General features: G+C 35.0%; 26 protein-coding genes and 1 tRNA gene. 15 read left to right on the top strand and 12 right to left on the bottom strand.

Going from position 1 to position 24,757, the window contains the following annotated elements:
• Nucleotides 1-119: 119 nt before the first annotated feature.
• Nucleotides 120-203, bottom strand: a tRNA-Leu gene (locus HNS38_RS04125).
• Nucleotides 204-392: 189 nt separating this feature from the next.
• Between HNS38_RS04125 and HNS38_RS04120 the strand changes: the two genes are divergently transcribed.
• The 3 genes from HNS38_RS04120 to pth all read left to right on the top strand — a co-directional run bounded on the left by HNS38_RS04120 (nt 393) and on the right by pth (nt 2,617).
• The gene (locus tag HNS38_RS04120) at nt 393-1,334 is read left to right on the top strand and encodes a ribose-phosphate pyrophosphokinase (protein ID WP_172282440.1); all 942 of its coding nucleotides are present in this window, start codon (nt 393-395) and stop codon (nt 1,332-1,334) included.
• Nucleotides 1,335-1,352: 18 nt separating this feature from the next.
• On the top strand, nt 1,353-1,967 hold the full coding sequence (locus HNS38_RS04115; protein WP_172346015.1) for a 50S ribosomal protein L25: 615 nt from the start codon (nt 1,353-1,355) through the stop codon (nt 1,965-1,967).
• An 86-nt stretch (nt 1,968-2,053) separates the two neighbouring features.
• Nucleotides 2,054-2,617, top strand: coding sequence for an aminoacyl-tRNA hydrolase (gene pth / locus HNS38_RS04110; protein ID WP_172346014.1), 564 nt, complete (start codon nt 2,054-2,056; stop codon nt 2,615-2,617).
• A 1-nt stretch (nt 2,618) separates the two neighbouring features.
• On the opposite strand, the gene thpR is transcribed toward pth, so the two are convergent.
• From thpR to HNS38_RS04095, 3 genes are all read right to left on the bottom strand, one after another.
• Nucleotides 2,619-3,185: an RNA 2',3'-cyclic phosphodiesterase gene (gene thpR / locus HNS38_RS04105; protein ID WP_172282444.1), complete on the bottom strand. Its 567-nt coding sequence runs from the start codon at nt 3,183-3,185 to the stop codon at nt 2,619-2,621.
• Nucleotides 3,186-3,518 carry a LysM peptidoglycan-binding domain-containing protein gene (locus HNS38_RS04100; RefSeq protein ID WP_172282446.1) on the bottom strand — a complete coding sequence of 111 codons (333 nt, stop codon included), beginning with the start codon at nt 3,516-3,518 and terminating at the stop codon, nt 3,186-3,188.
• A gap of 149 nt (nt 3,519-3,667) precedes the next feature.
• Nucleotides 3,668-5,617, bottom strand: coding sequence for a DUF4114 domain-containing protein (locus HNS38_RS04095; protein WP_172282447.1), 1,950 nt, complete (start codon nt 5,615-5,617; stop codon nt 3,668-3,670).
• 381 nt (nt 5,618-5,998) lie between these two features.
• Here HNS38_RS04095 and rplU point away from each other — a divergent pair, with 381 nt between their 5' ends.
• From rplU to truA, 4 genes are all read left to right on the top strand, one after another.
• Nucleotides 5,999-6,310 (top strand): 50S ribosomal protein L21, encoded by a 312-nt coding sequence (gene rplU, locus HNS38_RS04090; RefSeq protein WP_172282448.1) that lies wholly within the window; start codon nt 5,999-6,001, stop codon nt 6,308-6,310.
• A 37-nt stretch (nt 6,311-6,347) separates the two neighbouring features.
• Nucleotides 6,348-6,614 carry a 50S ribosomal protein L27 gene (gene rpmA / locus HNS38_RS04085; protein ID WP_172282449.1) on the top strand — a complete coding sequence of 89 codons (267 nt, stop codon included), beginning with the start codon at nt 6,348-6,350 and terminating at the stop codon, nt 6,612-6,614.
• Between the two features lie 113 nt (nt 6,615-6,727).
• Nucleotides 6,728-7,999, top strand: a complete 1,272-nt coding sequence (gene serS / locus HNS38_RS04080; protein ID WP_172282451.1) for a serine--tRNA ligase — start codon at nt 6,728-6,730, stop codon at nt 7,997-7,999.
• On the top strand, nt 7,999-8,760 hold the full coding sequence (gene truA, locus HNS38_RS04075) for a tRNA pseudouridine(38-40) synthase TruA (RefSeq protein ID WP_172282453.1): 762 nt from the start codon (nt 7,999-8,001) through the stop codon (nt 8,758-8,760). The genes serS and truA overlap by 1 nt, the downstream gene beginning before the upstream one ends.
• Before the next feature lie 70 nt (nt 8,761-8,830).
• On the opposite strand, the gene HNS38_RS04070 is transcribed toward truA, so the two are convergent.
• A complete protein-coding gene (locus HNS38_RS04070) occupies nt 8,831-10,192 on the bottom strand; it encodes a BamA/TamA family outer membrane protein (protein ID WP_172282455.1) in 1,362 nt (453 codons plus the stop codon).
• A 4-nt stretch (nt 10,193-10,196) separates the two neighbouring features.
• Nucleotides 10,197-10,544 carry a nucleotide pyrophosphohydrolase gene (locus HNS38_RS04065; protein ID WP_253916381.1) on the bottom strand — a complete coding sequence of 116 codons (348 nt, stop codon included), beginning with the start codon at nt 10,542-10,544 and terminating at the stop codon, nt 10,197-10,199.
• Between the two features lie 182 nt (nt 10,545-10,726).
• On the opposite strand from HNS38_RS04065, the gene HNS38_RS04060 reads away from it, so the two are divergent.
• Nucleotides 10,727-11,986 (top strand): arginine deiminase family protein, encoded by a 1,260-nt coding sequence (locus HNS38_RS04060; protein ID WP_216663631.1) that lies wholly within the window; start codon nt 10,727-10,729, stop codon nt 11,984-11,986.
• A 1-nt stretch (nt 11,987) separates the two neighbouring features.
• Entirely contained in the window at nt 11,988-12,704 is a 717-nt protein-coding gene (locus tag HNS38_RS04055; protein ID WP_172282462.1) for an SAM-dependent methyltransferase, read from the top strand.
• Nucleotides 12,705-12,782: 78 nt separating this feature from the next.
• Here HNS38_RS04055 and HNS38_RS04050 read toward each other — a convergent pair whose 3' ends face one another.
• Complete coding sequence (locus tag HNS38_RS04050) at nt 12,783-13,289, bottom strand: peptidylprolyl isomerase (protein ID WP_172282464.1); 507 nt, start codon at nt 13,287-13,289, stop codon at nt 12,783-12,785.
• A 235-nt stretch (nt 13,290-13,524) separates the two neighbouring features.
• Between HNS38_RS04050 and HNS38_RS04045 the strand changes: the two genes are divergently transcribed.
• A complete protein-coding gene (locus tag HNS38_RS04045; protein ID WP_172282466.1) occupies nt 13,525-14,040 on the top strand; it encodes a TlpA disulfide reductase family protein in 516 nt (171 codons plus the stop codon).
• Nucleotide 14,041: 1 nt separating this feature from the next.
• The gene (locus tag HNS38_RS04040) at nt 14,042-14,602 is read left to right on the top strand and encodes a DNA-3-methyladenine glycosylase I (RefSeq protein ID WP_172282468.1); all 561 of its coding nucleotides are present in this window, start codon (nt 14,042-14,044) and stop codon (nt 14,600-14,602) included.
• Between the two features lie 435 nt (nt 14,603-15,037).
• Here the strand turns inward: HNS38_RS04040 and HNS38_RS04035 are convergent, their stop codons facing one another.
• The 4 genes from HNS38_RS04035 to HNS38_RS04020 all read right to left on the bottom strand — a co-directional run bounded on the left by HNS38_RS04035 (nt 15,038) and on the right by HNS38_RS04020 (nt 18,803).
• Nucleotides 15,038-15,256, bottom strand: a complete 219-nt coding sequence (locus tag HNS38_RS04035; protein WP_172282470.1) for a transposase — start codon at nt 15,254-15,256, stop codon at nt 15,038-15,040.
• A gap of 113 nt (nt 15,257-15,369) precedes the next feature.
• Nucleotides 15,370-16,389, bottom strand: a complete 1,020-nt coding sequence (locus tag HNS38_RS04030; RefSeq protein ID WP_172282472.1) for a branched-chain amino acid aminotransferase — start codon at nt 16,387-16,389, stop codon at nt 15,370-15,372.
• Nucleotides 16,390-16,555: 166 nt separating this feature from the next.
• Complete coding sequence (locus tag HNS38_RS04025; protein WP_172346013.1) at nt 16,556-17,401, bottom strand: MBL fold metallo-hydrolase; 846 nt, start codon at nt 17,399-17,401, stop codon at nt 16,556-16,558.
• Nucleotides 17,402-17,597: 196 nt separating this feature from the next.
• Complete coding sequence (locus tag HNS38_RS04020) at nt 17,598-18,803, bottom strand: cation:proton antiporter (protein WP_172282476.1); 1,206 nt, start codon at nt 18,801-18,803, stop codon at nt 17,598-17,600.
• 141 nt (nt 18,804-18,944) lie between these two features.
• On the opposite strand from HNS38_RS04020, the gene HNS38_RS04015 reads away from it, so the two are divergent.
• From HNS38_RS04015 to mgtE, 3 genes are all read left to right on the top strand, one after another.
• The gene (locus HNS38_RS04015) at nt 18,945-20,402 is read left to right on the top strand and encodes an FG-GAP-like repeat-containing protein (RefSeq protein ID WP_172282478.1); all 1,458 of its coding nucleotides are present in this window, start codon (nt 18,945-18,947) and stop codon (nt 20,400-20,402) included.
• 12 nt (nt 20,403-20,414) lie between these two features.
• The gene (locus tag HNS38_RS04010) at nt 20,415-20,954 is read left to right on the top strand and encodes a hypothetical protein (protein WP_172282480.1); all 540 of its coding nucleotides are present in this window, start codon (nt 20,415-20,417) and stop codon (nt 20,952-20,954) included.
• 148 nt (nt 20,955-21,102) lie between these two features.
• Entirely contained in the window at nt 21,103-22,485 is a 1,383-nt protein-coding gene (gene mgtE / locus HNS38_RS04005; protein WP_172282482.1) for a magnesium transporter, read from the top strand.
• A 191-nt stretch (nt 22,486-22,676) separates the two neighbouring features.
• On the opposite strand, the gene HNS38_RS04000 is transcribed toward mgtE, so the two are convergent.
• Nucleotides 22,677-23,585 (bottom strand): hypothetical protein, encoded by a 909-nt coding sequence (locus HNS38_RS04000; RefSeq protein WP_172282484.1) that lies wholly within the window; start codon nt 23,583-23,585, stop codon nt 22,677-22,679.
• Between the two features lie 344 nt (nt 23,586-23,929).
• Here HNS38_RS04000 and HNS38_RS03995 point away from each other — a divergent pair, with 344 nt between their 5' ends.
• A complete protein-coding gene (locus HNS38_RS03995; RefSeq protein ID WP_172282486.1) occupies nt 23,930-24,754 on the top strand; it encodes a 3'-5' exonuclease in 825 nt (274 codons plus the stop codon).
• Nucleotides 24,755-24,757: the final 3 nt, after the last annotated feature.

The following is a 24,757-nucleotide window of genomic DNA, read 5'->3' as shown; positions in this document are numbered from 1 at the left end:
CAAAATAATATACTCATATACAACTATTTGTGAACTAAATGGGTAACCCTATATAAATAATAATCAAATAAAGAATATTTGAAATAAAAAAAAAGGATAACATTTCTGTTATCCTTTAGTACCCGGAGCCGGGGTCGAACCGGCACGAGTGTTACCTCACTGGTGTTTGAGACCAGCGCGTCTACCAATTCCGCCATCCGGGCGTGGCTCACTCTTAAAGAGCGGATGCAAAGATAAATACTTTTTCCTAATCTCAAACAAAAAAAAACATATTCTGCATCATGTAAAAAAGCCAAAAAAAACTAGCCAATAAAGACTGAATTAATTTGGTGATCCGAAAAATTAAATATACTTTTGCCGAAAATTACAGCATACTAAAAATCAGCAAAATAATGTCTGAAAAAGTAAATATTTTTACAGGAAGAGCCACTGAATATTTGGCAGAAAAGATTGCTAAGGAGTACGGTCAAGAACTTGGCAAAGTATCAACAGCAGTTTTTAACGATGGTGAATTTCAACCATCTTTCGATGAAACTATTCGGGGGAACACCGTTTTTCTTGTTCAATCAACCTTTGCTCCTTCTGAAAACTTATTAGAACTGCTATTATTGATTGATGCAGCAAAAAGAGCAAGCGCAAAAAAAGTAGTGGCTGTCATCCCTTATTTTGGTTTTGCAAGACAAGATAGAAAAGATAAACCAAGAGTTTCTATTGGAGCAAAACTGATGACCAACCTTCTGGTTGCAGCGGGAGTTGACAGAATAGTAACTATGGATTTACATAGTGATCAAATTCAAGGCTTCGTAGACCTTCCATTGGATCACCTTTATGCCTCTTCCATCTTTATCCCTTATCTTCACAATCTAAAGCTACCTAATTTAGTTATGGCATCTCCAGACACCGGAGGAGCTAAAAGAGCTGCCGCTTATGCTAAATTCTTAAATACAGACTTGGTCATCTGCTTCAAGCAAAGAAAAAAAGCAGGCGTTATCGAAAGTATGCAAGTGATAGGTGATGTGAAAGGAAAAGATGTGGTTTTAGTAGACGATATTATTGATTCGGGCGGAACCATTACAAAAGCTGCTGGCCTTATGTTAGAACAAGGGGCTAATAGTGTCAGAGCACTATGTACACATGCGGTTTTCTCTGGAAATGCAGTACAAAAACTGGAAGAATCTGGACTTAGTGAAGTTATCGTTAGCGATACACTTCCGATTAAAGGAGCTGGTAAAATTACGGTCTTATCAACAGCTGGAATATTTGCTGATGTAATAGATAGAATACACAATTTCGAATCCATTAGTGAACATTTTAAGTTCACTACACAATTATAAATTTTAAATAATAACACAATGAAAAGAGTATCTATTAGCGGTTCTCCAAGAGAGAACGTAGGGAAAAAAGATGCCAAGATGCACAGGGCTGAAGGTAGAGTAGTTAGTGTTCTTTATGGCAGTGGTGAGCAAACTCACTTCACTATTGAAAAGAACCCTTTCAACAAAATTATCTTTACTCCTGATGTATTTATTATTGATCTAGAGATTAATGGAAAAGTAATTCCTGCAATTTTACAAGACGTTCAATATCATCCAGTAACAGATGAGCCATTGCATGCTGATTTTCTTCAAATTATTGAAGGCAAGCCTGTAAATATCGACCTTCCTGTTAAACTAAAAGGCGTAGCTCCTGGTATCATCAAAGGTGGAATATTAACTAAAAAATTAAGAACCATTCCTATTAAAGGTTTAGTTAATGACATTCCTGAATTTATCACAATTGACATTTCTGGTCTTAATATTGGAAACAACATCAAAATTCGTGATATCGATTTCGGGAAACTTGTTCCACAAATCACAGAAGGAAACCTTGTAGTAGGTGTTAAAACCGCTAGAGGTGCTGCTGTTGGTGAAGAAGATGAAGATGGCGAAGGCGAAGGCGAAGGTGGTGAAGCTGCTGCAGCTGAATAAGAATCTTAAGAATCTACATATAAGGCATAAGGTATTTTACCTTATGCCTTTTCTTATATTACCATTTAAATCATATAAATAACAAAATGAAGTATCTCATTGCTGGACTTGGAAATATTGGTAGCGAATACGATTACACCCGTCACAACATTGGTTTCGATGTATTAAACCATATTGCAAAGGAATTTGGTGAAAAGTTTGAGACTGAAAGGTTAGCAAGCGTTTGTAAGTTTAAAACCAAAGGTCGTACTTTTGTTCTGATAAAGCCTACCACCTATATGAATCTTAGCGGACGAGCGGTGAAATATTGGATGGATGCTGAGAAAGTCCCTATTGAAAAGGTCCTGGTTGTTACTGATGACTTGGCCTTGGATTTGGGAAGCCTGAGGATGCGTAAAAAAGGCAGCCCAGGTTCGCATAATGGATTGGAAAACATCATACAAGTTTTAGGCAGAAATGATTTTGCGAGACTAAGATTCGGCATTGGTAATGATTATTCTAGAGGAAGGCAAGCTGATTTTGTGTTAAGCCCTTGGAAAGCTTCCGAACGACCAATAATAGACGAGAAAATCTCCATTGCTGCAGACATGGTGATTGCTTATGGTACTATTGGTATTGATAGAACCATGAACCAATTTAATAAAAAATAGCTTAGTCTATTTTTAATGGAAATCTTGCAAGCTCACTGTATTCCGCACCTTGGCTACTTAGCCTACTTTCAAATAAAACAACTTCATCAACAAGCTGTTCAAGCCGTACCGCTGAATGCAACTTAGAAAACACCTGTTGAAAATGAGCCTTATTTTTCAACTTTCGAATTCGAGCCACTGTCAAATGTGGCACAAAATTCTGCCGATCATTCCTATAACCAAACGACTCCATCTCTTTTGAAATTTTCTGGGCCAACTTCCCCACCTCTAACTCTGGCTCAACTCCTGCCCAAATTACTCGTGGACTATATTTACTGCCAAACAAACCAAATTTTGACAACTTCAATCTAAAAGCTGGCTCTTCCTGCAAAATACGAATTAACTTTTCCGCCATCCTCTCTATTTTCTCTGAGGAGGTATCCCCTAAAAACTTAAGTGTTAGATGATAATGGTCAGCCCTGATCCAATTAATGTTATCATCGTCCAGGTTTTCCTGAAAAAGAGAAACCCGATGCAGTATTTCCTTCGTCGGATTTATCTTAATAGCTATAAATAATCTTTTCCTCATTTATTCAGGAAGCACTAACTCCATTCCAGGATAGATAATATTAGGATCTGAAATCTTATCTTTATTCGCTTCATATATTTTTTCCCAATCATGAAAATCACCATAATGATCTCTTGCGATATCATATAACCATTCGCCATTTTGAACTACAACTTTTTTGGGTTGAGGTGGTACAACCTCTATCACTTCTTCTGCTATTGGTTCTTCAATAACTTCTTGTAAAACTACAGTTTCCTCAACAGGAGTTTCTGTTTTAACCGGCTCTTTTTCCTCTCCACAAGAAGCCAAAACAAAAGCAATGCTTACTAATATTAGGATGTAATTAATTTTCATGATCAATCGTTTTTTCTCTGTTCTACGTTTCTTTTCAAAAAAAGTTTTCAAATCATTAAAAACAGATCCAGATCCATATCAAAGCATAAACAATAAAACCAGTCTCCTGAGCATAGGAAACTGGTTTCGATCAAAAAAAATCCGCTGTTTTAATTCCCTTCTGGGGGAATTTGATTGTAATCCTGCGTAGGTACAGACTCTGCAGGCTCTATATTCATTTGGAATATTAAATCGTTAAAATCGTGGTCTCCATCTGGAAGCAATACATCTTCAAATGCCATTAATACATCACTACAATTATAATCATACATTAAAATATGTTGTTGAGTTTCGTTTTGGTTGAAAGCAGGAATGGTATAATGGGTATACAAACCATTGGTTACCTCTTGCCCATTCCATGCATTGGCTTGCATAAAATATCCTACCACTGTTCCTGCAGGGAAAGTACCAAGTTGATATATCTTATCTCCAGGCAGCAATGCGCCACCAGAACCTTCTCCTGATGCATTAGGAAAAATGATGGTCATAGATGATTGCAAGTCGGCAGCCGTCGTTGGAGGATTATTTTGGTTATAGAAATAATAACCAAATGAGTTTCTAAAACCCGCTCCTTCACTAATATAAGTTACACTAATTTGTGCAGGTTCTGATAATACAATTTCTCTGTTTTCATTTACAAAATACTCAGGATGATGAGTCAATGCATTTTGACGCTCAGGTAAAGTCACACCTAAATCAGACAGTAAGCTTTCACATAAATCATCTGGATTTGGCTCTAAACACTCAGGAATACCTTGAGAATCATAATCACAGATTACAGGATAATTTCCGTTTGCAATCTTTCTTAAGATTTTTAATCCTCCTCCACCTTTGGCAACAAATATCCAATCACCATCAGTTTGAACTAAATTAGCTGAAGCACCAGACTCTTGTAAGTCCCAAACTTGAACTGGTACAATTTCACCACTCCCACCATCAGGCAAAGTAGCTATATATAAACCATCCGCACCATTAGCTAAATATATATAATCCTCATCTTTTGCAATACCATTGGTATTTCCTGTGGTCAACATATTAGATGGAGATGTAATAACTTCGGCACCTGTATTTATATTATATCCTTTTAATCCATGCAATCCAGAAGCTACATAGGCAACAATGCCGCCTTCGTCTATATGAATGGTTGATTTTCCTTTATAGGGTTCTTCTACATTTTGGTGGTATACAGAAGTAATATCGTAGGTAATAGGATTTCTAGTTGGTCCTACATTATAGACTAACATCTGAGAGTTTTCTCCCGTTCTCAAAGTTATTTGCTTACTACCTACATCTAAGCCATTTACAACAGGGTATTTAGCATGTGTATACTCTTCGTTTGCCAAAACACTTAAATCATTTGCCGATAATTGAAACGTACCACCATGACTTTGTCCAGCAGTTACATAAATATAATCCGAAGAAGCAACAATACCATTTGCAGAAGCTGCAATAGTTCCATCACTTAATGATTTTGATAAATTAACATCAGAAATATTAGCTCCCAATAAGCCATTCTCTAGGATGACCTGACGCATTAAGGCTCCTTTTTTAAAGCTACTTAAGGCCAACCATAATTTCTTTTGGCTTTCATTCCCATTATAATCAACAGCTACCGCATTTACATCTGCACCATCGTATAATTCCTGAGAAATAATAGCTGGAAAAGCCGGATTCGATAGGTCTATCACTTCCACACCTCCAGCATACTCATCACCTTGTCTATTATAGCTAACATAAGCTTTATCATCAGATATTACAACATGAGTTGCACTCAAGTCATCTCCTAAGAAATTTGGCGACTCTACCTCAGCCACATAATACCAGGTATGCCCACCTGAGCTTTTGTCGCTAGATTTCTTTGAAAACATAATGGGCTCATTATAATAAGTCACCCTGCTCGAGGTTAAACTTTCTGAGTCATTATTAATAGTGAATTTGATTTCGTCAACCTCAGTTTCTTCTTGAGGCTTCTCAATTTTCTTACAAGATTGGAATCCTACACCTAGGACTAATGCAATTAAGAAGACAGAAAGACTTCTTGTGAGTTTAAATTTTTTCATAACAGCGTTTTTTTAATCATATACTAAAGATAAGAAATTTAGTTTTATCAAAACCATCTATTATTAGTAAGTGTAGCTCTTTAACTCGTATATGTATCCTTTTTAATTCTTTAAATTTTAAAGAGATCTTAACAAATCTAACATTCTGCCATTTTACTCGATTTTATTTGGAAAAACACATAAAATCAGAAAGCACAATGAAATTTAGAATCCTGAGCCCCCATACAATGGTAGTATTCCACGAGACCTTTGATTTTAAGCCATTAAAGGCCTAAAAACAATTCAATAATAATTAAATATTTTAATCAAAAGTATTGTTTATCAAAAATAATTATCTACTTTTGCACTCCGAAAAATGTTAAACTAATTACATTTAATAACATGTACGCAATTGTAGAAATAGCTGGGCAACAGTTTAAAGTCACTAAAGATCAAAAGATCTTTGTGCACCGTTTAGAAGGCGATGAGGGAGCTTCCCTAGAGTTTGATAAGGTGCTTTTAGTAGACAATGAAGGAGCTGTTAAGATTGGAACCCCTGTGCTCGAAGGAGCGAAAGTTTCCGTTAAAATTCTTTCTCACTTACGTGGAGATAAAGTTTTTGTTTTCAAAAAGAAGAGAAGAAAAGGTTATAAGAAATTTCAGGGACATCGTCAGAATTTAACCCAAGTACAAATCGAAAATATCGTTGCATAGGCATTGGTATTAAGTTGAACCCTCAAAATTAGAAAAAATGGCTCATAAAAAAGGTGCTGGTAGTTCGAAAAACGGTAGAGAGTCCCAAAGTAAAAGACTCGGAGTAAAAATATACGGCGGACAGTTTGCTAAAGCTGGTAATATCTTAATCAGACAAAGAGGTACAGTTCATAACCCAGGACTAAATGTAGGAATGGGTAAAGATCATACTTTATTTGCTTTGGTTGATGGTATTGTTGAATTCAAAAAGACTAGACAAGATAGATCATATGTATCTGTTAGTCCTATTGAAGCTGCCGAATAAGCTAATACTGTTATAAAAAATAAAACTGTCTTGCTTATTGCTTGACAGTTTTTTTATGCTCAACCTTTTATTTTGAGCATGAATCGTTTACATTTGCAAAAAATAGAAAACCCATGTTGCAAACAAACTATATCATTGAAAATCAGGCAGAAGTTATTGAAAAGCTTAAAATCAAAAACTTTGATGCTAGCGATATCATTCCCCAAATAGAAGAGAAAAACAATTTAAGAAAGAAACTTCAAGGGGAGCTTGATGCTAATCTTGCTGAAGCCAACCAAATAGCCAAATCAATTGGTTTACTTTTTAAAGAAGGAAAAATTGAGGAGGCCAATACAAAAAAAGCTAGGAGTGCTGAATTAAAGAGTCTTTCTAAGTCTATAGGTGAGCAAAAAGCAGAAACCGAAGTAGAACTTCAAAACCTTATCATTTCCTTGCCAAATATTCCGCACCCAACAGTAAAGCCAGGTAAAGGTGAAGAGGAAAATGAGGTATTATCTGAACATGGTAGCATTCCTGAATTAGGATCTAACAAACTTCCTCACTGGGAGCTGACCAAGAAATACGACCTTATTGATTTTGAATTAGGCGTTAAAATTACCGGGGCTGGATTTCCAGTATATAAGGGAAAAGGAGCCAAATTACAACGTGCCCTCATTAGTTTCTTCTTAGATGAAGCCGTTGATAATGGGTATTTAGAAGTACTTCCTCCACTTATGGTAAATGAGGATTCTGCCTATGGAACTGGTCAATTACCTGATAAAGAAGGCCAAATGTACCACATGCCAGCCGATAATCTTTATATGATTCCTACTGCTGAAGTTCCTGTTACTAATATTTACAGAAATGTCATTTTAAAATCAGCCGATTTCCCTGTGAAAAACGTGGCTTATTCAGCCTGTTTCCGTAGAGAAGCTGGTAGTTATGGTAAAGAAGTTAGAGGATTAAATAGATTACACCAATTTGACAAAGTAGAGATTGTACAAGTTCAACATCCCGACAAGTCTTATGAGACTTTAGAAGAGATGAAAGCTCACGTTATCGGATTATTAGAAAAGCTAGGACTACCTTATCGTGAATTACGCCTTTGTGGTGGTGATGTGAGTTTTACTTCTGCCTTAACTTTTGATTACGAAGTTTATAGTACAGGTCAAGATAGATGGCTAGAGGTGAGTTCTGTTTCCAACTTCGAAAGCTTCCAAGCCAATCGTTTGAAGCTTCGTTTTAAGGATGAGAATGGAAAGAGTCAATTAGCGCATACTCTAAATGGTAGTGCATTAGCGCTACCTAGAATTATGGCTGCTTTGATTGAAAATAATCAAACTGAAGACGGAATTAAAATTCCTGAAGTTCTACAGCGCTATACTGGTTTCGATATTATCAACTAATGCAAAAAAGGTATTTTATAAAGCTTTCCTATCTAGGTACAAATTATCATGGTTGGCAAATTCAGCCCAATGCCATGACTGTGCAACAAAAAATAAATGAAGCTTTAGAAATACTCTTAAGAGCTCCTCAAATGATAACTGGCTGTGGAAGAACCGATACAGGTGTCCACGCCAGTGAATTTTATGCGCATTTGGAAATAGATTTTGAAAAAACTCGGTTTCCCTTGGAACAAATGGTTTATAAATTAAACTCTATACTTCCTTATGACATAGCCATTCAAGAAATATTTGAGGTTGATAAAGATGCACATACCCGGTTTGATGCTTCAAGCAGAACTTATGAATATCACATCGTCACTCAAAAAAACCCTTTCAAGAAAGATTTGAGTTATCAGCTACCTTTTAAAAATGTGAATTTTGAAGGGATGAATGAGGCCGCTAAAATACTTTTTGAATATAGTGATTTTGAATGTTTCTCGAAAACAGGTACCGATGTAAATACCTTTAATTGCAAAATCATGAAAGCCGAATGGAATTTGGAGGAGGATCATTTATGGGTCTTTACTATTCAAGCAGATCGTTTCCTTCGAAATATGGTAAGAGCCATTGTAGGTACTTTATTAGAAGTTGGACAAGGAAAAATGAGTTTACAAGAATTTAGAGCCGTAATAGAAAGTAAAAATCGCGGAAATGCAGGCTGGTCTGTTCCAGGACAAGCTTTATTTTTAACTAAAGTTGAATATCCTTTTCTTAATCATTAGGAAATAGCCTTTAAAACAAAAATCCCAAAATCTTAAGATTTTGGGATTTTTTATGCCTGAATATTTTCACCTAGAACAAATAATTCAATCCGATATAAATTCCCGAACCACCATCTTTATCACTAACAACTCTACCATAATCCACTCCGAAAATGAAATTATGATTCATTGCTATCTTTAAACCTAAACCATAACTGGTATGTATACTTTCAGCCCCCACATCAAAATAATCTTCTTTATCAATAGTTGGATCATCAATTATTGCAATCTGGTCTTCTGTGGGTATTAACTTCACCACTTGTCCACCATCGAGAAAACCATTTAAACCAATATAAAAGTTCTGATTAAACCAATCGAAATAAATGACTTTCCAACGCAACTCTAAATTACCATAAGCTATACCATCTCCTACTACTCTATTTCTCTTGATACCTCTAAGGCTTCTTGCCCCACCTAATCCTTCTGAGAAAGCTCCTCTAAGAGCACTCGTAATAATTAATTGATCAGTATACCAAGGTCCCTTATTCACCAGACTTGATTGATAGCCGATTCTATAAGCAAAAGTTAATCGGTCTTTTACAATATTGAAGTATTGTCTGTGAGTTAAATAAAATTTAAGATAGCCTTCATCCACATCATTGATAAAGGAAGGAGCAAAGAACAAACCGGCTTCAGTCCAAATTCCTTTTGTAGGATGAGCGCGATTATCTCTAGAATCATAAACCAGACCAGCTTTTAATCCCATCACCATTCCACCATCTTTAGTTTTTGCATCTATCAATCCCCATTCTTGATATCTTTCATATAAACCAGGCATCGAATCAATAGGAAGCAAAAGATCATCGCCATCTTTTCCTTTATTAAATTTATCAATATTAACACTAGAAATTTCCATATTATAAAACTCAACACCACCAGTCCAATTCAAGTTCTTTATGGCTAATTTCCCCTGAAAATCAACTCGAGTACGGAACATGTTTCGTTTTTGCTTATAAAACATTCGACTTATGTAGTCTTCTACATTATCCTGATCAATCCATGCTTGATTATACACAGATTCATATCCATTAAACCCAATAAAATCATAGGCATCATCTGGAATATAGCTCATATCGAAATTGATTCTAACACCCTTAATCAGACGATCGCTTTCATAGGCAAAACGGAAAATTCCACTTCCCTTTGTAAATAAACTTCCTTCCACGTAAAACATATGATCGTATTCAGGAAATCTACTTCCATCACCATAATGATAAATGGATCCTAAAGCACCATACTGAAATCCGAGATCACTATCATAGGATACCACAGGTAGTGCCCCAAAGCTCCATCCTTTTTTAATTTTAGCAGTCTTAGTGCTGTCACTTTGCTGCGCAAGAACAGGCCATGCCAACAAAGCAATACTTAACAATAATAGTATTCTTCTTTTCATATATTTAGGTTTTGTTATTATCTTGTAGTTTGAGATTATTCTTATGTCGCTGAGAATCTCGCTTGGTTTTTTTTTCGAGATTCTTTTGTAAAGCCATTGTCAAATCAATTCCGGTCTGATTAGCTAAGCAAATAAGAACAAAAAGCACATCAGCAAACTCGTCGGCTAAATCTACTTTTTCATCACTTTTTTTAAAGGACTGCTCTCCGTATTTACGAGAAATAATTCTAGCCACCTCCCCTACTTCTTCCATTAAAATGGCCATATTGGTCAATTCATTAAAGTATCTCACTCCATTTTCCTTGATCCAAATATCAACGACTTCTTGTGCTTGTGCTATTGTTAAACTCAATGATATATATTTTTTTGATTGCTCGAATATAGGATTTTGTATGGAGATTGACAAATCTGAGACAAATTCGTTATTTAAACTCATTTTTTTTAATTCATCTCTAAGAAATTACGTTATACACTCATGTTTTTTATCCCTATTTCTAAGCTCATTTTTAGTACTTTTGCAAAAATTTTTATGTGATGAATCCAATCGATATACAAGTATCCTCAGAAATAGGAAAGCTGGAAGGTGTTATCTTACATTCACCTGGTCCTGAAGTAGAAAACATGACTCCTCAAAATGCTGAAAGAGCCTTATACTCAGATATTTTGAACTTAACTGTTGCTACTAAGGAATATGATGAATTTAGCGGGGCCTTAAATAAATTAACCCAAACTTTTGAAGTAAAAGACCTTTTAGAAGATATTTTGGGTAATGATAAGGTGAAGGAAACATTGATTAAGAGAATTCTAAAAAGTGAAAATATAGAACGTTACGAACGTCATATTACTGATTTAACTAATAAAGACTTAGCTGCCACCTTAATTCAAGGAGGTGAAATGGTAGTTAACAATTTGACCAAATTTCTGGATCCAGATCGATATACTCTAAAACCCTTGCATAACTTTTTCTTTATGCGTGACGCTTCTGTCTCTGTCAACAAGAGAGTTCTCATTAACAAGATGGCCAATGAAGTTAGGGAAAGGGAAGCTATTATCATGGAAAGCATATTCGACTTCCATCCTGGTTTTAATACTAGAACAGTAAATCCACAGACTATTGCTCGTACCATGAAAAACTTAACCATAGAAGGAGGTGATGTTTTAATTGCTAGAGAAGATATTTTATTGATAGGCCTCGGCCCAAGAACTACTAGTCAAGGAATCGATTTTATTATTGAGTGTTTAAAAAGTACTAAAGAAAGAAGACATATCATTGTTCAGGAGTTACCCCATAGTCCTGAATCTTTCATTCATTTAGACATGGCCTTCACTTTCTTGGATAAAGATAAATGTATGATCTACGAACCAGTTATCATGCAAGCAAATCGTTTTAGAACAATTATGATTACTATAGATAATGGCAAAGTAGATTCTATTAAAGAAACCGCGAATATCTTTAGTGGGCTAAAATCTTTAGGCATGGACATGAAACCTATTCATTGTGGTGGTCATAGCGACCCATATACTATGGAAAGAGAACAATGGCATAGTGGAACAAATTTCTTTGCATTAGCACCTGGAAAGGTGATTGGATATGGAAGAAATGTATATACTATTGAAGAATTAAATAAAAATGGTTTTGAAGTCATTACTGCAAAAGATGTGGTGAGTGAGAAACGAAACCCTGAAGAATATGAAAAATACGTTATCACAATCGAAGGTAGCGAATTAGCTCGAGGTGGCGGTGGTGCACGTTGCATGACTATGCCAGTTAGAAGAGCAGAAGTAAACTGGTAATATGGAAAAAAAAGGCAAATTATATCTGATTCCTAACACATTAGGTGAAAGCAATCTGGAAGACATTATTCCCAATGGTAATATTGAGAAGATCCTAAATATTAAACACTTTATTGTTGAAGAATTGAGGAATGCGCGCAGGTTCTTAAGCAAAGCGGGCTGGAAAGGAAGAATTGAGGAATTGGAGTTTTTAGAGCTGAACGAGCACAGTAAACCTAGAGATATTATCAGCTACTTAAATAACGCTGAAAAAGGTCAAGACATTGGATTATTAAGTGACGCTGGAACTCCTTGCGTTGCAGATCCTGGTGCAGATATCGTTTCTATGGCTCATGCTAAAGGAATTAGAGTTATTCCTTTAGTTGGACCATCCTCTATCCTACTAGCTCTAATGGCTAGTGGTTTTAATGGGCAAAATTTTGCCTTCTTAGGCTATCTTCCTCGTGAAAGAGGTCAAAGAGAAAGAACCATCAAGGACCTTGAAAATAAAATTTTCAGACAACATCAAACTCAGATATTTATTGAAGCTCCATATCGTAATAATCAAATGCTAGAGAGTTTAATAAAGACCAGTTCCCCAACTACTAAAATATGTGTTGCAACGGATATAACTTTGGAAACTGAGCTTATTATTAGCGATACTGCTCAAAATTGGAAAAAAAGGAAAGACCCTATTGATATCCATAAACGAAATACTATATTTTTGTTATACAAATAGTATAAACAATACAGAAAACGAAAAAAACCACTCCTAGAAATAAGAGTGGTTCTTTTTTTATAGCATTTTAATCAGTTTCTAGTGCTGAACTCCACCATCTCCGTGAACATGACCGTGAGATAATTCCTCCTCAGAGGCTTCACGCACGTCAAGTATTTCACCAGTGAAATAAAGGTTTACACCAGCTAAAGGATGATTAAAATCCATAACTACTTTATCCTCTTTAATTTCTTTTACTAGTCCATTCAATGGCTGACCTTGATCATTTTGCATTGGAATCGAATTTCCTACCTGAAGCATTTCAGTATCAATTTCACCTTCTACTTTAAAAATGTCTTTATCTAACTCAATAACAGCATTTGGATTAAGTTCACCATAACCTTCTTTACTTTCAATACTAAAACCATAAGAATCACCAGCCTTAAGGCCTTCTAATTCATTCTCAAATTTTGGCAATAAGCTTCCAGCACCAAATAAAACAACAAAAGGCTTGTCTTTAGTAACTTCTTGGATTAAGTTTCCTTGCACGTCATTTTCACTTAGGATATAAGTAAGGGAAACCACTGTGTCTTTTGTAATCTTCATATCAATATTTTCTTTTCGGTTACTTCATCATCTTATATCGACCTTAGAAGTCTCCAATTCAATAATTAAAAAATTTTGGCGAAGGTAGGGATAATTCATTAATTGACTAGGCAATTAAAGACAAGAAAATGAGCAAATTAAAATAAATGTTAAAATCAGAAAACCCATGCAACTTTTTATGCTTATTTTTGTTTTTAACATAAAGGAATTAATAACATTGTAAATCCCACTCATCATGAATAAAAAAGCTATCTTCTTCACCTTATCCTTATTTCTTATTTTAGTTTCTGCCAAATCATCAGATGTAATTAACCACCCAAGTCCAGAGAAAAAGATGTGGGCCAAGTCATTTATAGGCCAAAAAGCACCTGCCATTGAAGTGGAGGGCTGGGTTACAGAACCTGGTGATTTAAAAGGTAAATATGTGCTTATAGATATTTGGGCTACTTGGTGTGGACCATGTAGAAAGGGTATTCCAGAGTTAAACGAGTGGCAAAAAAAATTCGCCGACAAATTAGTGATTATAGGAATAAGTAATGAAACTAAGGAAAAAGTAGAACCCTATGCAAAAGAACATATTCAATATGCCAATGGTTTCGATACGCAAAGTAGAGTAAAGAACGAGTTAAAAGTAACTGGTATTCCTCATGTGATTCTGATCAACCCAGAAGGGATTGTAATTTGGGAAGGCTTTCCTAAACTACCAGGTGAAGAATTAACAACTGAGGTACTCAAGGACTTACTTAAATAAAATGAGTAAACCAAATAGGTGTTGGTGGGCTGGTGAGGATCTTCTATATCAAGAATACCACGATAAAGAATGGGGCAAACCTGTTCATGAAGATCAAGAATGGTTTGAGTTTTTGGTATTAGAGACATTTCAAGCCGGATTAAGTTGGATTACCATCCTCAGAAAAAGAAAAAATTTCTTTGATGCTTTTGATCAATTCGATTATAAAAAGATTGCCCTTTATGGTGAGGAAAAAGAAACAGAATTGTTACAAAATGTAGGGATCATCAGAAATAAGCTCAAGGTAAAATCTGCCATCAGCAATGCCCAATCTTTTTTAAAGATTCAAGAAGAATTTGGTAGTTTCGACAAATACATATGGGGCTTTGTCAATCACCAGCCTATTATCAATCATTTTAAAGATAAATCGGAAGTCCCTGCGAATACTCCGCTATCAGATAAAATCTCCAAGGATTTAAAAAAGCGAGGATTTAAATTTGTTGGAACAACTGTAGTTTACGCCTTGATGCAATCTTGTGGTTTGGTGAATGACCACTTGGTGGGCTGTGATTTTCGGGAGTAAAGCATGCTATCCAGTCCCTCCGAGGGCTATGAGCCCTCGGAGGGACTGGATTAAAAACTTTCCAAACTTTTTGGGTTCTGACGATGAACGAATATAAAATTCTCCAAATCTTCAAAAGCCAAAATCGCATTTTCCTTTTTAACCAAACTTGGTAATTCTGAAATAATATATTTGTAAGAACTAAAATTCCAATGTTCAAGTTTTTTTAACTAAACCAGCGCTTTTAGGATTATTGTTAATATACAGAATTAGATTCCTCATGTATTTCACAGAAGTTACTTTATTACGTTTAAATCTATCAATAAATAAACGTCCTCTTCTGTTATTTTCTTTATTAAAAGCCTGAGCATAAGAGTTAAATACACTTCCTATTTTTCTTGAAATGAGATTACTTAATTCATTTTCAGTTATTTTCTCATCTACAGAAAACAATTCTCACAATTCATTTACAGGTTTTATCTTTACTAAAAAGTGAAAATGATTGGGCATTAAACAATACACAATAATATCGTCGCAAGGAATCATTTTCTTATTGCATAATTCCAGGAAGTAGCTATAATTTCTATTACTCTTAAATAATTTGTCATTCCCAACAGCTCTATTAAAAACATGGTAATATGCTTCGGGTAGGAGTATTTCTCTTTGCGTTGCCATAGAAATAAGTTTCCATAAAGGTAAAAAGAAATCAAATTCTGATTTATTTCAGACGACAAAAAAATGCCATCACAAAAAGGTGACAGCATTTTTTATCATTGATTAAACAGATACTATTCAACAATAGTATTCCAACCATGTGTATCTTCAACTTCTCCTAATTGGATAGCTAATAATCTTTTGTATAATTTTGTTGACCAAGGGCCAGGTTCTCCATCAGTAGAGTAGGTATAAGTCTTGTCCAACTCTCTATCTACTATTTTCCCAATTGGCGAAATAATAGCAGCAGTTCCACAAGCTCCAGCCTCCTCGAAAGTTCCTAATTCTTCAACTGGAACAGATCTTCTTTCAACAGTTAATCCTATGTCTTCAGCAATTTGACGTAAACTCATATTGGTGATTGAAGGTAGAACAGTATGTGAATCAGGTGTTATATATTTTCCATCTTTAATACCAAAGAAGTTAGCTGGGCCAGCTTCATCAATATATTTTTTCTCTTTAGCATCTAAGAACATAACAGAAGCAAACCCTTCGTCGTGAGCTCTAGTACCTGGACGTAAAGAAGCAGCGTAATTGCCACCTACTTTAATGTGACCAGTCCCCAATGGAGCAGCTCTATCATAATCTCTTACCAATTGAATATCGACTGGCTTGAATCCTTCTTTGAAATATGGACCAACAGGAGTTACAAAAACTATGAATAAGTATTCATTAGCAGGCTTCACACCAACCTGAGCGCCAGAACCAAATAATACTGGACGTAAATATAAAGAAGCACCTGTACCATAAGGAGGAACAAATTCTTTGTTTAATTTAATCACTCTCATGATCATCTTCATAAATAATTCAGTAGGTACCTCAGCCATCATAATACCTTCGGCAGATTTTTGCAATCTCTTTGCATTCTCTTCCCAACGGAATAAACGGATTTGACCATCTTTACCTCTAAAAGCTTTTAAACCTTCGAAAGCTTCTTGACCATAGTGTAAAGCTGTGGCAGCCATGTGTATACTAACATGCTCAGAAGATGTGGTCTCTATAGAACCCCATTTACCATCACGATAATAACAACGAACATTATAATTTGTTTTTGAGTATCCAAAGGGTAATTCACCCCATTTAATATCTTTCATGTATCGATTATTTTATATTTTACGCTCTTGTACAAAGATAAGCAAAAAGGTAGCTCAGGATTATTGTTGGATAGAATTCAGAGTTTCTCGGACATGGAATTTGTTCCATGTTCTTAGTTTGAAAGCTTATTGTTTCAAACCTTTGGAATAATTCATCAATCTAAAACTATTCCAATAGCTCGTTTAACTTAAAGGTCTCTTTTACTTTTGGTCCTCTTTCTGTAGCTTCTAGCGTACAACATTCATTATAAATATCATGTTCGAAAAATAAGACATAATCATTTTCAATAGCCTCCTCATAGAATTGCTCTTTCTCTTGGAGTGTGAGTAGTGGACGCGTATCGTAAGCCATTACCCAGGGCATAGGAATATGAGCGGTACTTGGTAATAAATCGGCCATAAACACAACCGTTCTTCCATTATAGTTTATATGTGGGATTACTTGTCCATCTGTATGACCATTATACAATTTGACATTAAAATTGGGAAACAATTCTCCCTCTTCTTCAATGATTTTTAATTGACCAGACTCCTCCATGGGCTGGATATTCTCCCCTAAGAAGCTGGCTTTCTCTCTCTTATTAGGTTTTGTAGCCCATTCCCACTGCGCTTTACTTACCCAATAATTGGCATTTTTAAAGGCTGGAATGAGTTTTGTTTTATCTTCATTCCACTCAATACTTCCGCCAGTATGATCAAAATGAAGGTGGGTTAATACCATATCGGTGATATCATCTTTTGATAAACCTAATTTAGCCAAGGAAGACTTTAGAGTTTCTTCTCCATTTAAGTGAAAATGCTTGAGGAATTTCTCGTCCTGCTTGTCTCCTATCCCATTATCTATTAAGATTTTTCTATCGCCATCAATCACTAAAAGACAACGCATGGCTAAGTTGATCAAATTGTTCTCGTCGGCTGGATATTTCTTGGACCACATTACCTTTGGAACAACGCCAAACATGGCTCCTCCGTCTAGTTTTAGGTTTCCGGTTTCTATACTATATAATTTCATATTTTTATTTTTTCGATCGCGCATTACGCTAATTCTCACGGATTAATTTAATATAAAACCAAAGATAACTCAATTGCAATGAAATTCGTCTTTCTTTGAAATTATTAACGATTACATGGTTTAAAAATCTGCATAGATTTAATTTGTCTGCCAATACCTAAAAGGGAGCAAAAAAATCTTTAAAGAATAAACCCTATTATTGATAATCAGATTTTTGAACAAACTTTTCTTCGCTTCCTTTCATCACTCCTAACATCATGACGAGTGCACTTACTAGAATGATATAAAATAAGACGCCTTCGCTAAGTAAACCAATACTATCAGCCTCAGGAATATTATAAAACAAAAGGATGGTAATTAAGCCTCTCGGTGCTACATAAAACTCTAGACTAAGACTCTCTTTGTGGAAAATCTTTAAATAAGCATATCGGCTTCCATAAATAACTAGAAGGATTAATGAGCCTAGAATGATGACATTGAAATTGAGTAAAGACATGAGGTTTAAGGAATAACCAAACACAAAAAAGAAGATGGTTCGAATCATAAATGCACCTTCAATGGTGATCACTTTAAACTGGTCAATATGCTGTTTAAGCATGACATCTTCTGCATACTTCTTAAATATCCACCATTTAATTCGTGGTGCATTATGAAGAATCACACCAAAAATAAGAATGATCACTAATGATGAGAAATGCAGCATTTTTCCAATAACGAAAAGCAAAACAATCACTGCCAATAGCAAGATAAAACGAATCTGGAGAATATCTTTCTTGATAAACTCGAAAATGAGGATGGTTAAACCCACAGCAATCACAGTGACCAAAAACAAATCTAAGGCCACAAAACCAATAGATTTACCAGAAACTTCTGGGTTCATCACAAAGAAATTAAATAATAGAATCCCCAGAATATCGGAGAATATGGATTCGTAAACAACGAACTCTTTCTTTAGTTTCAATACATTTTCAACACTAGGAATAGCAATGGCAGAACTGATAATTGAGAAAGGAATGGCATTAATAATACAAGAACGAATTTCCAATTCTGGAACAAAAAGCTTGATAACAAAGGCTATTAAGCCTGTGGTTATCACCAGAATTGATAGGGCTGAAAAAAATGCATTACGAATGAGAGGAAGTTTCTTTCTGGTAAAATCCAGTTCCAAAGCACCTTCTAATACAATTAAAATTAACCCGAGTGTTCCAAAAAACTGAAGGCTCTGCTGGAGAATCTCCACAGAGTCGGCCAAGTCAGGAAAAGTAAAACGAGCACTAATCCCCAGTAATAAGAGCAGTAATACCGATGGAATTTTGAATTTCTTAGAGATGAGAGAAAACACATAAGAAATAATGACCAAAAGGCTAAAAGCAATAAGAGCGATATAGAATTGTTGTTGCATTGTTTTATTGAATCAGTTTTATGCTAGCAAATATAATTATCAATATGGTATGTTTCGTTTTTTATATAATGTTTAGCAAATTTTTACCTACTATACTTATTGAGCATATATTTATATCTTTACAAGAACTAATTTATCCAGATGAAAAAGTATCTCTTCTTTTTACTCGCCCTTGTTTTCGTTTCTTTTACTTCCGACAGAAATAAAAGCAAATATAATATTCCAATCTTAGCTTTTAGCACAATGGCTGGTGATATCGATTTAGATGGTGATAATGATATTATTGTAGGCCATAGAATATATTGGTTGCTCGATAGCCCAGTAATAACAGTGCTAGACAATATGCAAAGTGGAGAATTTAGTATTAGCGATACTATTAAAGATTTTTACGCCTATCAATACAATATTATTTTAGCTGATGTTGATAATGATGATTTTCCAGATATTATTGGCTTGGGAATAGATGCTTCTGAAGAAATCTCAGAAATGTTTATAAGAGTACTTTATAACTCAGGTGGTGAGTATAATAGCTATCAGGACTTTGCTTTAAACACCCATGAGCCTATTTCCGATATTGACTATGGCGATATAAATGGTGATGGTCATGTAGATTTGGCTATCACATCTAACCATGGCCAGTTTTGGGGAGTATTATATAATGATGGCATTGGCAATTTCTCTGCACCCGAATATTATGAAACGGAAGGTGCATATCCAAATTCCATTGATTGTGGAGATATCAATAGCGATGGTAGGGCCGATATTGTTTTAATCAGACAAAGTGTTGAAGTTTTTTTTAGCACTGTGAATGGTTTCGAAAATATAACACTTGAAGAAGGAAGTAGTTGGAAGCATGCTGCCAAGATTGTTGATTTTGACCTTGATGGAGAAAATGATATTATCACATTTGGTGGAACTCCTGTTACCCTACTTGATTTTTATAAAAATATTGAAAATAATAATTTAGAAGTTCAAGAAGAGTTTGTAGGATATTTTCAATCTTCAGAATTCCAGATTTGCGATATAAATAATAATGAATATCAAGATGTGGTGTTTGAATTATTAGATAAAACGGGCTATGTGATTTATTATAATCAGGGCAATTTTCAATTGGCCGATTCGCAATTTATAGCATTGCCAGCAGCTAATCCTGAAGAGCAATGGAGAAGTTTCTTTTGTGCCGATATGGATGGTAATGGATTTCAGGATATTATTTGTGTAAAAACAGTGGATGAGATAGTATCAGACAATTTAGAAATATTGTTTAACGATGGTGAAGGGAATTTTATTGAAAACCCAATAGCGGCAATAAACAATATCAATATAAACAAATCTTCATTATCAGCAAATCCCAATCCTTTTACCGAACAAACCCAAATTCATTTTACGCTGGAAAAAGCCTCTTTGGTTTTATTGGAAATATTTAACCTAAAAGGAGAACTAGTATGGCAATTAGAGAAAAAATATACTGCCGGAAAACAAAGCATCCTCTGGAATGGAAAAGACCAAAATGGGAATAATTGCAAACCTGGGGCTTATATTATAAAAATTTTAAACGACCATAAAACGCCAAATACTATTCAAATTATTAAACAATAAAAAAAACGTATTATGAAAAAACTATCCTTAATTTTATTTATGAGCTTTTTTAGTTTCATTTCAATAAACCTGAAAGCACAATTCACACAACAACAAGCTATTAACTTGGTGTTAAACCAAATACTGGATCAAGAACTCAATAAAATTGATGTTTATATCTCCCAAGCTCCAGTATCTAATCAAACTACTATTTCATTATGGGATAATACCAGTGTTAATCTGTTATATGCCAATAATTGGATTTGTTTTGTTGACGATTGGCCTTTTGCTAATTGGGCCCATCAATGCCGCTATATTATTATTGATGCAGCTAGTGGCAATTATCAGATACAAAATAAAAAATTCTATCCATTCGATTTGGAAACGAGCTATACCTCTATATCGCAATTGCCTAGACCAATAATAACAAGCCTCCCACCTCAACCTGATATTGTTACCAATAAAGCAGAACCGAATGCTAATTTGTATGCTATTATTATTAACGGATATCCAGATACTAGAATCCGTAAAGAAATAGTATATGATATATTGAGAGATGAGGGGATAATCTAATACTAATTTCATTTTTTCCTCATTATGTGAATCAAAGCCACTTAGAAAAAGCATAAGCGCCCTGATAGAATACTAAAACTAGTTTTTCTTTATTTAGAATTCACCAAAATAAGCTGTAAAACTCATAAATAATATTAATTTTGCTTTAATGGGAGAAAACAATACATACGAACAATTTGAGTTGACTCGAGAATTTATTGAGGAACTTCAGCAAAACATTGAATTTGAGCAAAAAGATCAAATCATTGCCATGTTGGAAGATCTTCATCCTGCTGATATTGCAGAGATATACGAGGAACTTAATATTGATGAAGCTAAATTTACATTCTTGCTGCATGAGCAAGAAGTAGCAGCTGATGTTTTAGCAGAATTAGAAGAGGATGATAGAAAGAAGTTCTTAAAAGCCTTCCCTGCTAGTATTCTTGCCAAGCGTTTTATCGAGAACATGGATTCCGATGATGCAGCCGACCTAATCCAGGAATTACCAGAAGAAAAGCAGGAGCGTGTTCTTTATCACATGAAAGATGAAGAGCAAATTGAAGACATTAAGGAGCTTTTAAGCTATGACGAAGACAGTGCTGGAGGACTAATGGCCAAAGAGTTATTCTTGGTTAATCAGGAATCTACAGTTCGTCAGTGTTTGGTAGAGCTTAGAAAACAAGCCGAAGAAGTTCACGATGTATACTATATTTATGTAGTTGATGATGCCAATATATTAATAGGTACGCTATCCTTAAAATCTCTATTAATTGCTTCAGCTCAAACTAAAGCCAAAGACATTTGTAATACCGATATCATCAGCGCCCAATTAGATGAAAAATCGGAGGAGGTTGCTTTGATGATGCAGAAGTATGACTTGGTAGCATTGCCAGTTGTTAACAAGACTGGAGAGTTAATGGGTAGAATTACCATTGATGATGTGGTGGATGTCATTAAAGAAGAAGCAGAAAAAGATTACCAGATGATTTCTGGTTTGACCGATGATGTGGAGTCTAGCGATAGTGTTTATCGTTTGACACGTGCTCGTTTTCCTTGGCTACTCATAGGACTCTTTGGCGGAATTATTGGAGCAGGAGTTATTGGTCATTTTGAGGGCGATATTGCAAAATATGCTGGCCTAGCTTTATTCCTTCCTCTCATTGCCGCAATGGGTGGTAATGCTGGAGTACAATCTTCTTCTATCATAGTACAAGGAATTGCATCTGGCGATATGGGAATCGATAGCATAGCAAAAAAACTGGTCAAAGAATTAGCAGTATCCTTTGTTAATGGAATTATCCTTTCTATGTTAATATTCACCTACAGTTATTTCTTCCACGACTCATTCCCCTTAACTATTTCTGTAAGTATTGCACTGTTTATAGTCATCATATTTGCCTCTCTTTTTGGCACCCTAGTACCCATGCTTTTAAATAAATTTGAAATAGATCCCGCCTTAGCTACAGGTCCATTTATCACCACTGTGAACGATATTATGGGACTATTGATTTATCTTTATATTGCTCGTATGGTATTTTTAGTTTGGGTTTAGTAACAGCTCAGCAATAAACCTGACTTTACTATAAACTGGATCAATAAAGATTGTGAAAATCTAAACCATTTTTGCCTTGACTAACAGTCATGATCTATCTCCCCACTCATTTCTTGTTTAATTCTTCAAGATTGACAAACTTAAAATAGGGCATATAAACAACTAGTGAACAACCTGTTAGCGACACACCATTAATAACGTGCTTTCAAATATTCAATCCACTCCTGTCCTTCTAAACTACCAAATACATTTTCGGCAGTAATAATGAATTTCTCAAAGGTGATAGGAAAGAAATAATCTCTTTTTGATTCTCTGAGACATGTAGTATACTTCTCAGAAGCTTCAGCCTGGTAGGTATTGCCTTCAGGATAAATATGGACTGAACGGAAATCGTTTAATTGCTTATTGGCAGCTAGTTTTAATCCTAGCAAATGGTTTCTCCACAACTGCTTCAACTGATCTGTCCGTAACTCGTTTACTTTTTCAGTTACAAAGAAATAACTATCTCTAGTTAATACATGGTAGATAGAATCCTCTTGTTCGAACATCCTGGCTTTTTCTCGTTTATCATAAGGATAAGATTTCTCGGCATATTTAAATCCAATTCCTAAAGCACATTTACTTTCTCCGCTTTCATATTCTATATAAGCATCAAAACTGGTATTATCATCCAATAATTCATGTTTCTTCATATCAGAAGCAAAGTCGATCTTGATGCGATTTACTTTATCCACTTGAATCTTATTAGAAAACAAGGTTTCGAGGAAAGTATTCACTAAATCGGGCTGCTCATTGCGCAGTTTCTCCAATGGAAAAATGAAATTATAAGGGATATGCTTACTATCTACTAAGTTCACCATATCGGAGCTCACAAAGTTAACTCGTTCTCCTTTATTCTCCTTGGCCCACTCTCTTAAAGCTTGCCACTCTTTTGGGTTATTATGACAGTAAAAATTTCCTCCTTTTTGGGCATCAGAATCATGTAAAAAGTTTTCATACTCCTTGTTCTTCTTACCATATGTACCAGATTTAGTAAATCCGAGACTCTTCTTAAAAGCAATTTGCTTATCCTTTGCTATATCTTTCCAATTCGATGCCATCTTCTACTTCTTTTATTTGATTCATTTTATCTTGTCACTAAACAAGCGCGCAAAAGTATACAATATTTATAGAACTTCTTTAAAATCAATAATAAAATCGAACAGTAAAAAAAATCATCGCATAGAATGCTGTGTAATGAAGAAATTCATCACTGATTAGTTAATCTCACTATTGTCTATAAAGTTAAGTTTATAATAACATGATAGCTAAAAAACATACTGAATTTCTGAAAAATATTAAAGACAAGTTAGTTTGTAATTTGTAGTAATCGCAGATAAAATGGCTTAGAGCTGGTGTTATACAATGGGTATTATTCACTAACTTTGCCAAAAAAAATAGCACAATGGAGTTGAAATTAAAAAGACCAATAGCCTTTTTAGATTTAGAAACCACAGGAATAAAAGTGGCAACTGATAGAATAGTAGAAATCAGTATCGTAAAGATTCATCCCGACGGAAAAAAGGAAATTAAAACCCGAAGAGTAAATCCTGAGATGCCCATCCCTGTTGAAACATCAGAGATTCATGGTATTTATGATGAAGATGTAAAAGATGAACCTAACTTTAAAGCTTTAGCCAAAAGCCTAGATGCATTCCTCAAAAACTGTGATTTGGCTGGTTATAACTCCAATAGATTTGACATTCCTCTTCTAGCTGAAGAATTTCTGCGTGCCGGTGTTGACTTCGATGTAGAGAACAGATATTTGGTGGACGTTCAAAATGTCTTCCATAAAATGGAACAAAGAACATTGGTGGCTGCCTATAAATTCTATTGTGAAAAAGAACTTATAAATGCACATAGTGCCGAAGCAGATACCATTGCAACTTTTGAGATTATGGAAGCCATGCTCGACAAGTACGAAGGAGTAGAATTCACCGATAAAAAAGGAAATGTAAGCACTCCTGTAGTAAACAATGTGAAAGCCTTAAGCGAATTCTCCACTGTGAATAGAAATGTGGATTTAATAGGCCATATTGTTCTAAATGATAATGACGAAGAAATCATCAATTTCGGAAAACATAAAGGCAGATTAGTAGCAGAGGTATTCAAAACAGAACCTAGCTATTATGATTGGATGATGCGCGGTCAATTCCCAGAATACACCAAGAAAGTCATTACTAAACTAAAGCTCAAAAGCGCTAGTCAAGGGAATATGAAGTTGTCTTAACAA

The organism is Lentimicrobium sp. L6 (assembly GCF_013166655.1).
Lineage (GTDB): Bacteria > Bacteroidota > Bacteroidia > Bacteroidales > UBA12170 > UBA12170.
This window is presented reverse-complemented; position numbering and strand designations above follow the sequence as displayed.

Excerpts from the sequence above, each read along its gene's own strand:
- HNS38_RS04120 (WP_172282440.1), top strand. The coding sequence starts at position 393 with ATGTCTGAAAAAGTAAATATTTTTACAGGAAGAGCCACTGAATATTTG.
- HNS38_RS04115 (WP_172346015.1), top strand. The coding sequence starts at position 1,353 with ATGAAAAGAGTATCTATTAGCGGTTCTCCAAGAGAGAACGTAGGGAAA.
- pth (WP_172346014.1), top strand. The coding sequence starts at position 2,054 with ATGAAGTATCTCATTGCTGGACTTGGAAATATTGGTAGCGAATACGAT.
- thpR (WP_172282444.1), bottom strand. The coding sequence starts at position 3,185 with ATGAGGAAAAGATTATTTATAGCTATTAAGATAAATCCGACGAAGGAA.
- HNS38_RS04100 (WP_172282446.1), bottom strand. The coding sequence starts at position 3,518 with ATGAAAATTAATTACATCCTAATATTAGTAAGCATTGCTTTTGTTTTG.
- HNS38_RS04095 (WP_172282447.1), bottom strand. The coding sequence starts at position 5,617 with ATGAAAAAATTTAAACTCACAAGAAGTCTTTCTGTCTTCTTAATTGCA.
- rplU (WP_172282448.1), top strand. The coding sequence starts at position 5,999 with ATGTACGCAATTGTAGAAATAGCTGGGCAACAGTTTAAAGTCACTAAA.
- rpmA (WP_172282449.1), top strand. The coding sequence starts at position 6,348 with ATGGCTCATAAAAAAGGTGCTGGTAGTTCGAAAAACGGTAGAGAGTCC.
- serS (WP_172282451.1), top strand. The coding sequence starts at position 6,728 with ATGTTGCAAACAAACTATATCATTGAAAATCAGGCAGAAGTTATTGAA.
- truA (WP_172282453.1), top strand. The coding sequence starts at position 7,999 with ATGCAAAAAAGGTATTTTATAAAGCTTTCCTATCTAGGTACAAATTAT.
- HNS38_RS04070 (WP_172282455.1), bottom strand. The coding sequence starts at position 10,192 with ATGAAAAGAAGAATACTATTATTGTTAAGTATTGCTTTGTTGGCATGG.
- HNS38_RS04060 (WP_216663631.1), top strand. The coding sequence starts at position 10,727 with ATGAATCCAATCGATATACAAGTATCCTCAGAAATAGGAAAGCTGGAA.
- HNS38_RS04055 (WP_172282462.1), top strand. The coding sequence starts at position 11,988 with ATGGAAAAAAAAGGCAAATTATATCTGATTCCTAACACATTAGGTGAA.
- HNS38_RS04050 (WP_172282464.1), bottom strand. The coding sequence starts at position 13,289 with ATGAAGATTACAAAAGACACAGTGGTTTCCCTTACTTATATCCTAAGT.
- HNS38_RS04045 (WP_172282466.1), top strand. The coding sequence starts at position 13,525 with ATGAATAAAAAAGCTATCTTCTTCACCTTATCCTTATTTCTTATTTTA.
- HNS38_RS04040 (WP_172282468.1), top strand. The coding sequence starts at position 14,042 with ATGAGTAAACCAAATAGGTGTTGGTGGGCTGGTGAGGATCTTCTATAT.
- HNS38_RS04035 (WP_172282470.1), bottom strand. The coding sequence starts at position 15,256 with ATGGCAACGCAAAGAGAAATACTCCTACCCGAAGCATATTACCATGTT.
- HNS38_RS04030 (WP_172282472.1), bottom strand. The coding sequence starts at position 16,389 with ATGAAAGATATTAAATGGGGTGAATTACCCTTTGGATACTCAAAAACA.
- HNS38_RS04025 (WP_172346013.1), bottom strand. The coding sequence starts at position 17,401 with ATGAAATTATATAGTATAGAAACCGGAAACCTAAAACTAGACGGAGGA.
- HNS38_RS04020 (WP_172282476.1), bottom strand. The coding sequence starts at position 18,803 with ATGCAACAACAATTCTATATCGCTCTTATTGCTTTTAGCCTTTTGGTC.
- HNS38_RS04015 (WP_172282478.1), top strand. The coding sequence starts at position 18,945 with ATGAAAAAGTATCTCTTCTTTTTACTCGCCCTTGTTTTCGTTTCTTTT.
- HNS38_RS04010 (WP_172282480.1), top strand. The coding sequence starts at position 20,415 with ATGAAAAAACTATCCTTAATTTTATTTATGAGCTTTTTTAGTTTCATT.
- mgtE (WP_172282482.1), top strand. The coding sequence starts at position 21,103 with ATGGGAGAAAACAATACATACGAACAATTTGAGTTGACTCGAGAATTT.
- HNS38_RS04000 (WP_172282484.1), bottom strand. The coding sequence starts at position 23,585 with ATGGCATCGAATTGGAAAGATATAGCAAAGGATAAGCAAATTGCTTTT.
- HNS38_RS03995 (WP_172282486.1), top strand. The coding sequence starts at position 23,930 with ATGGAGTTGAAATTAAAAAGACCAATAGCCTTTTTAGATTTAGAAACC.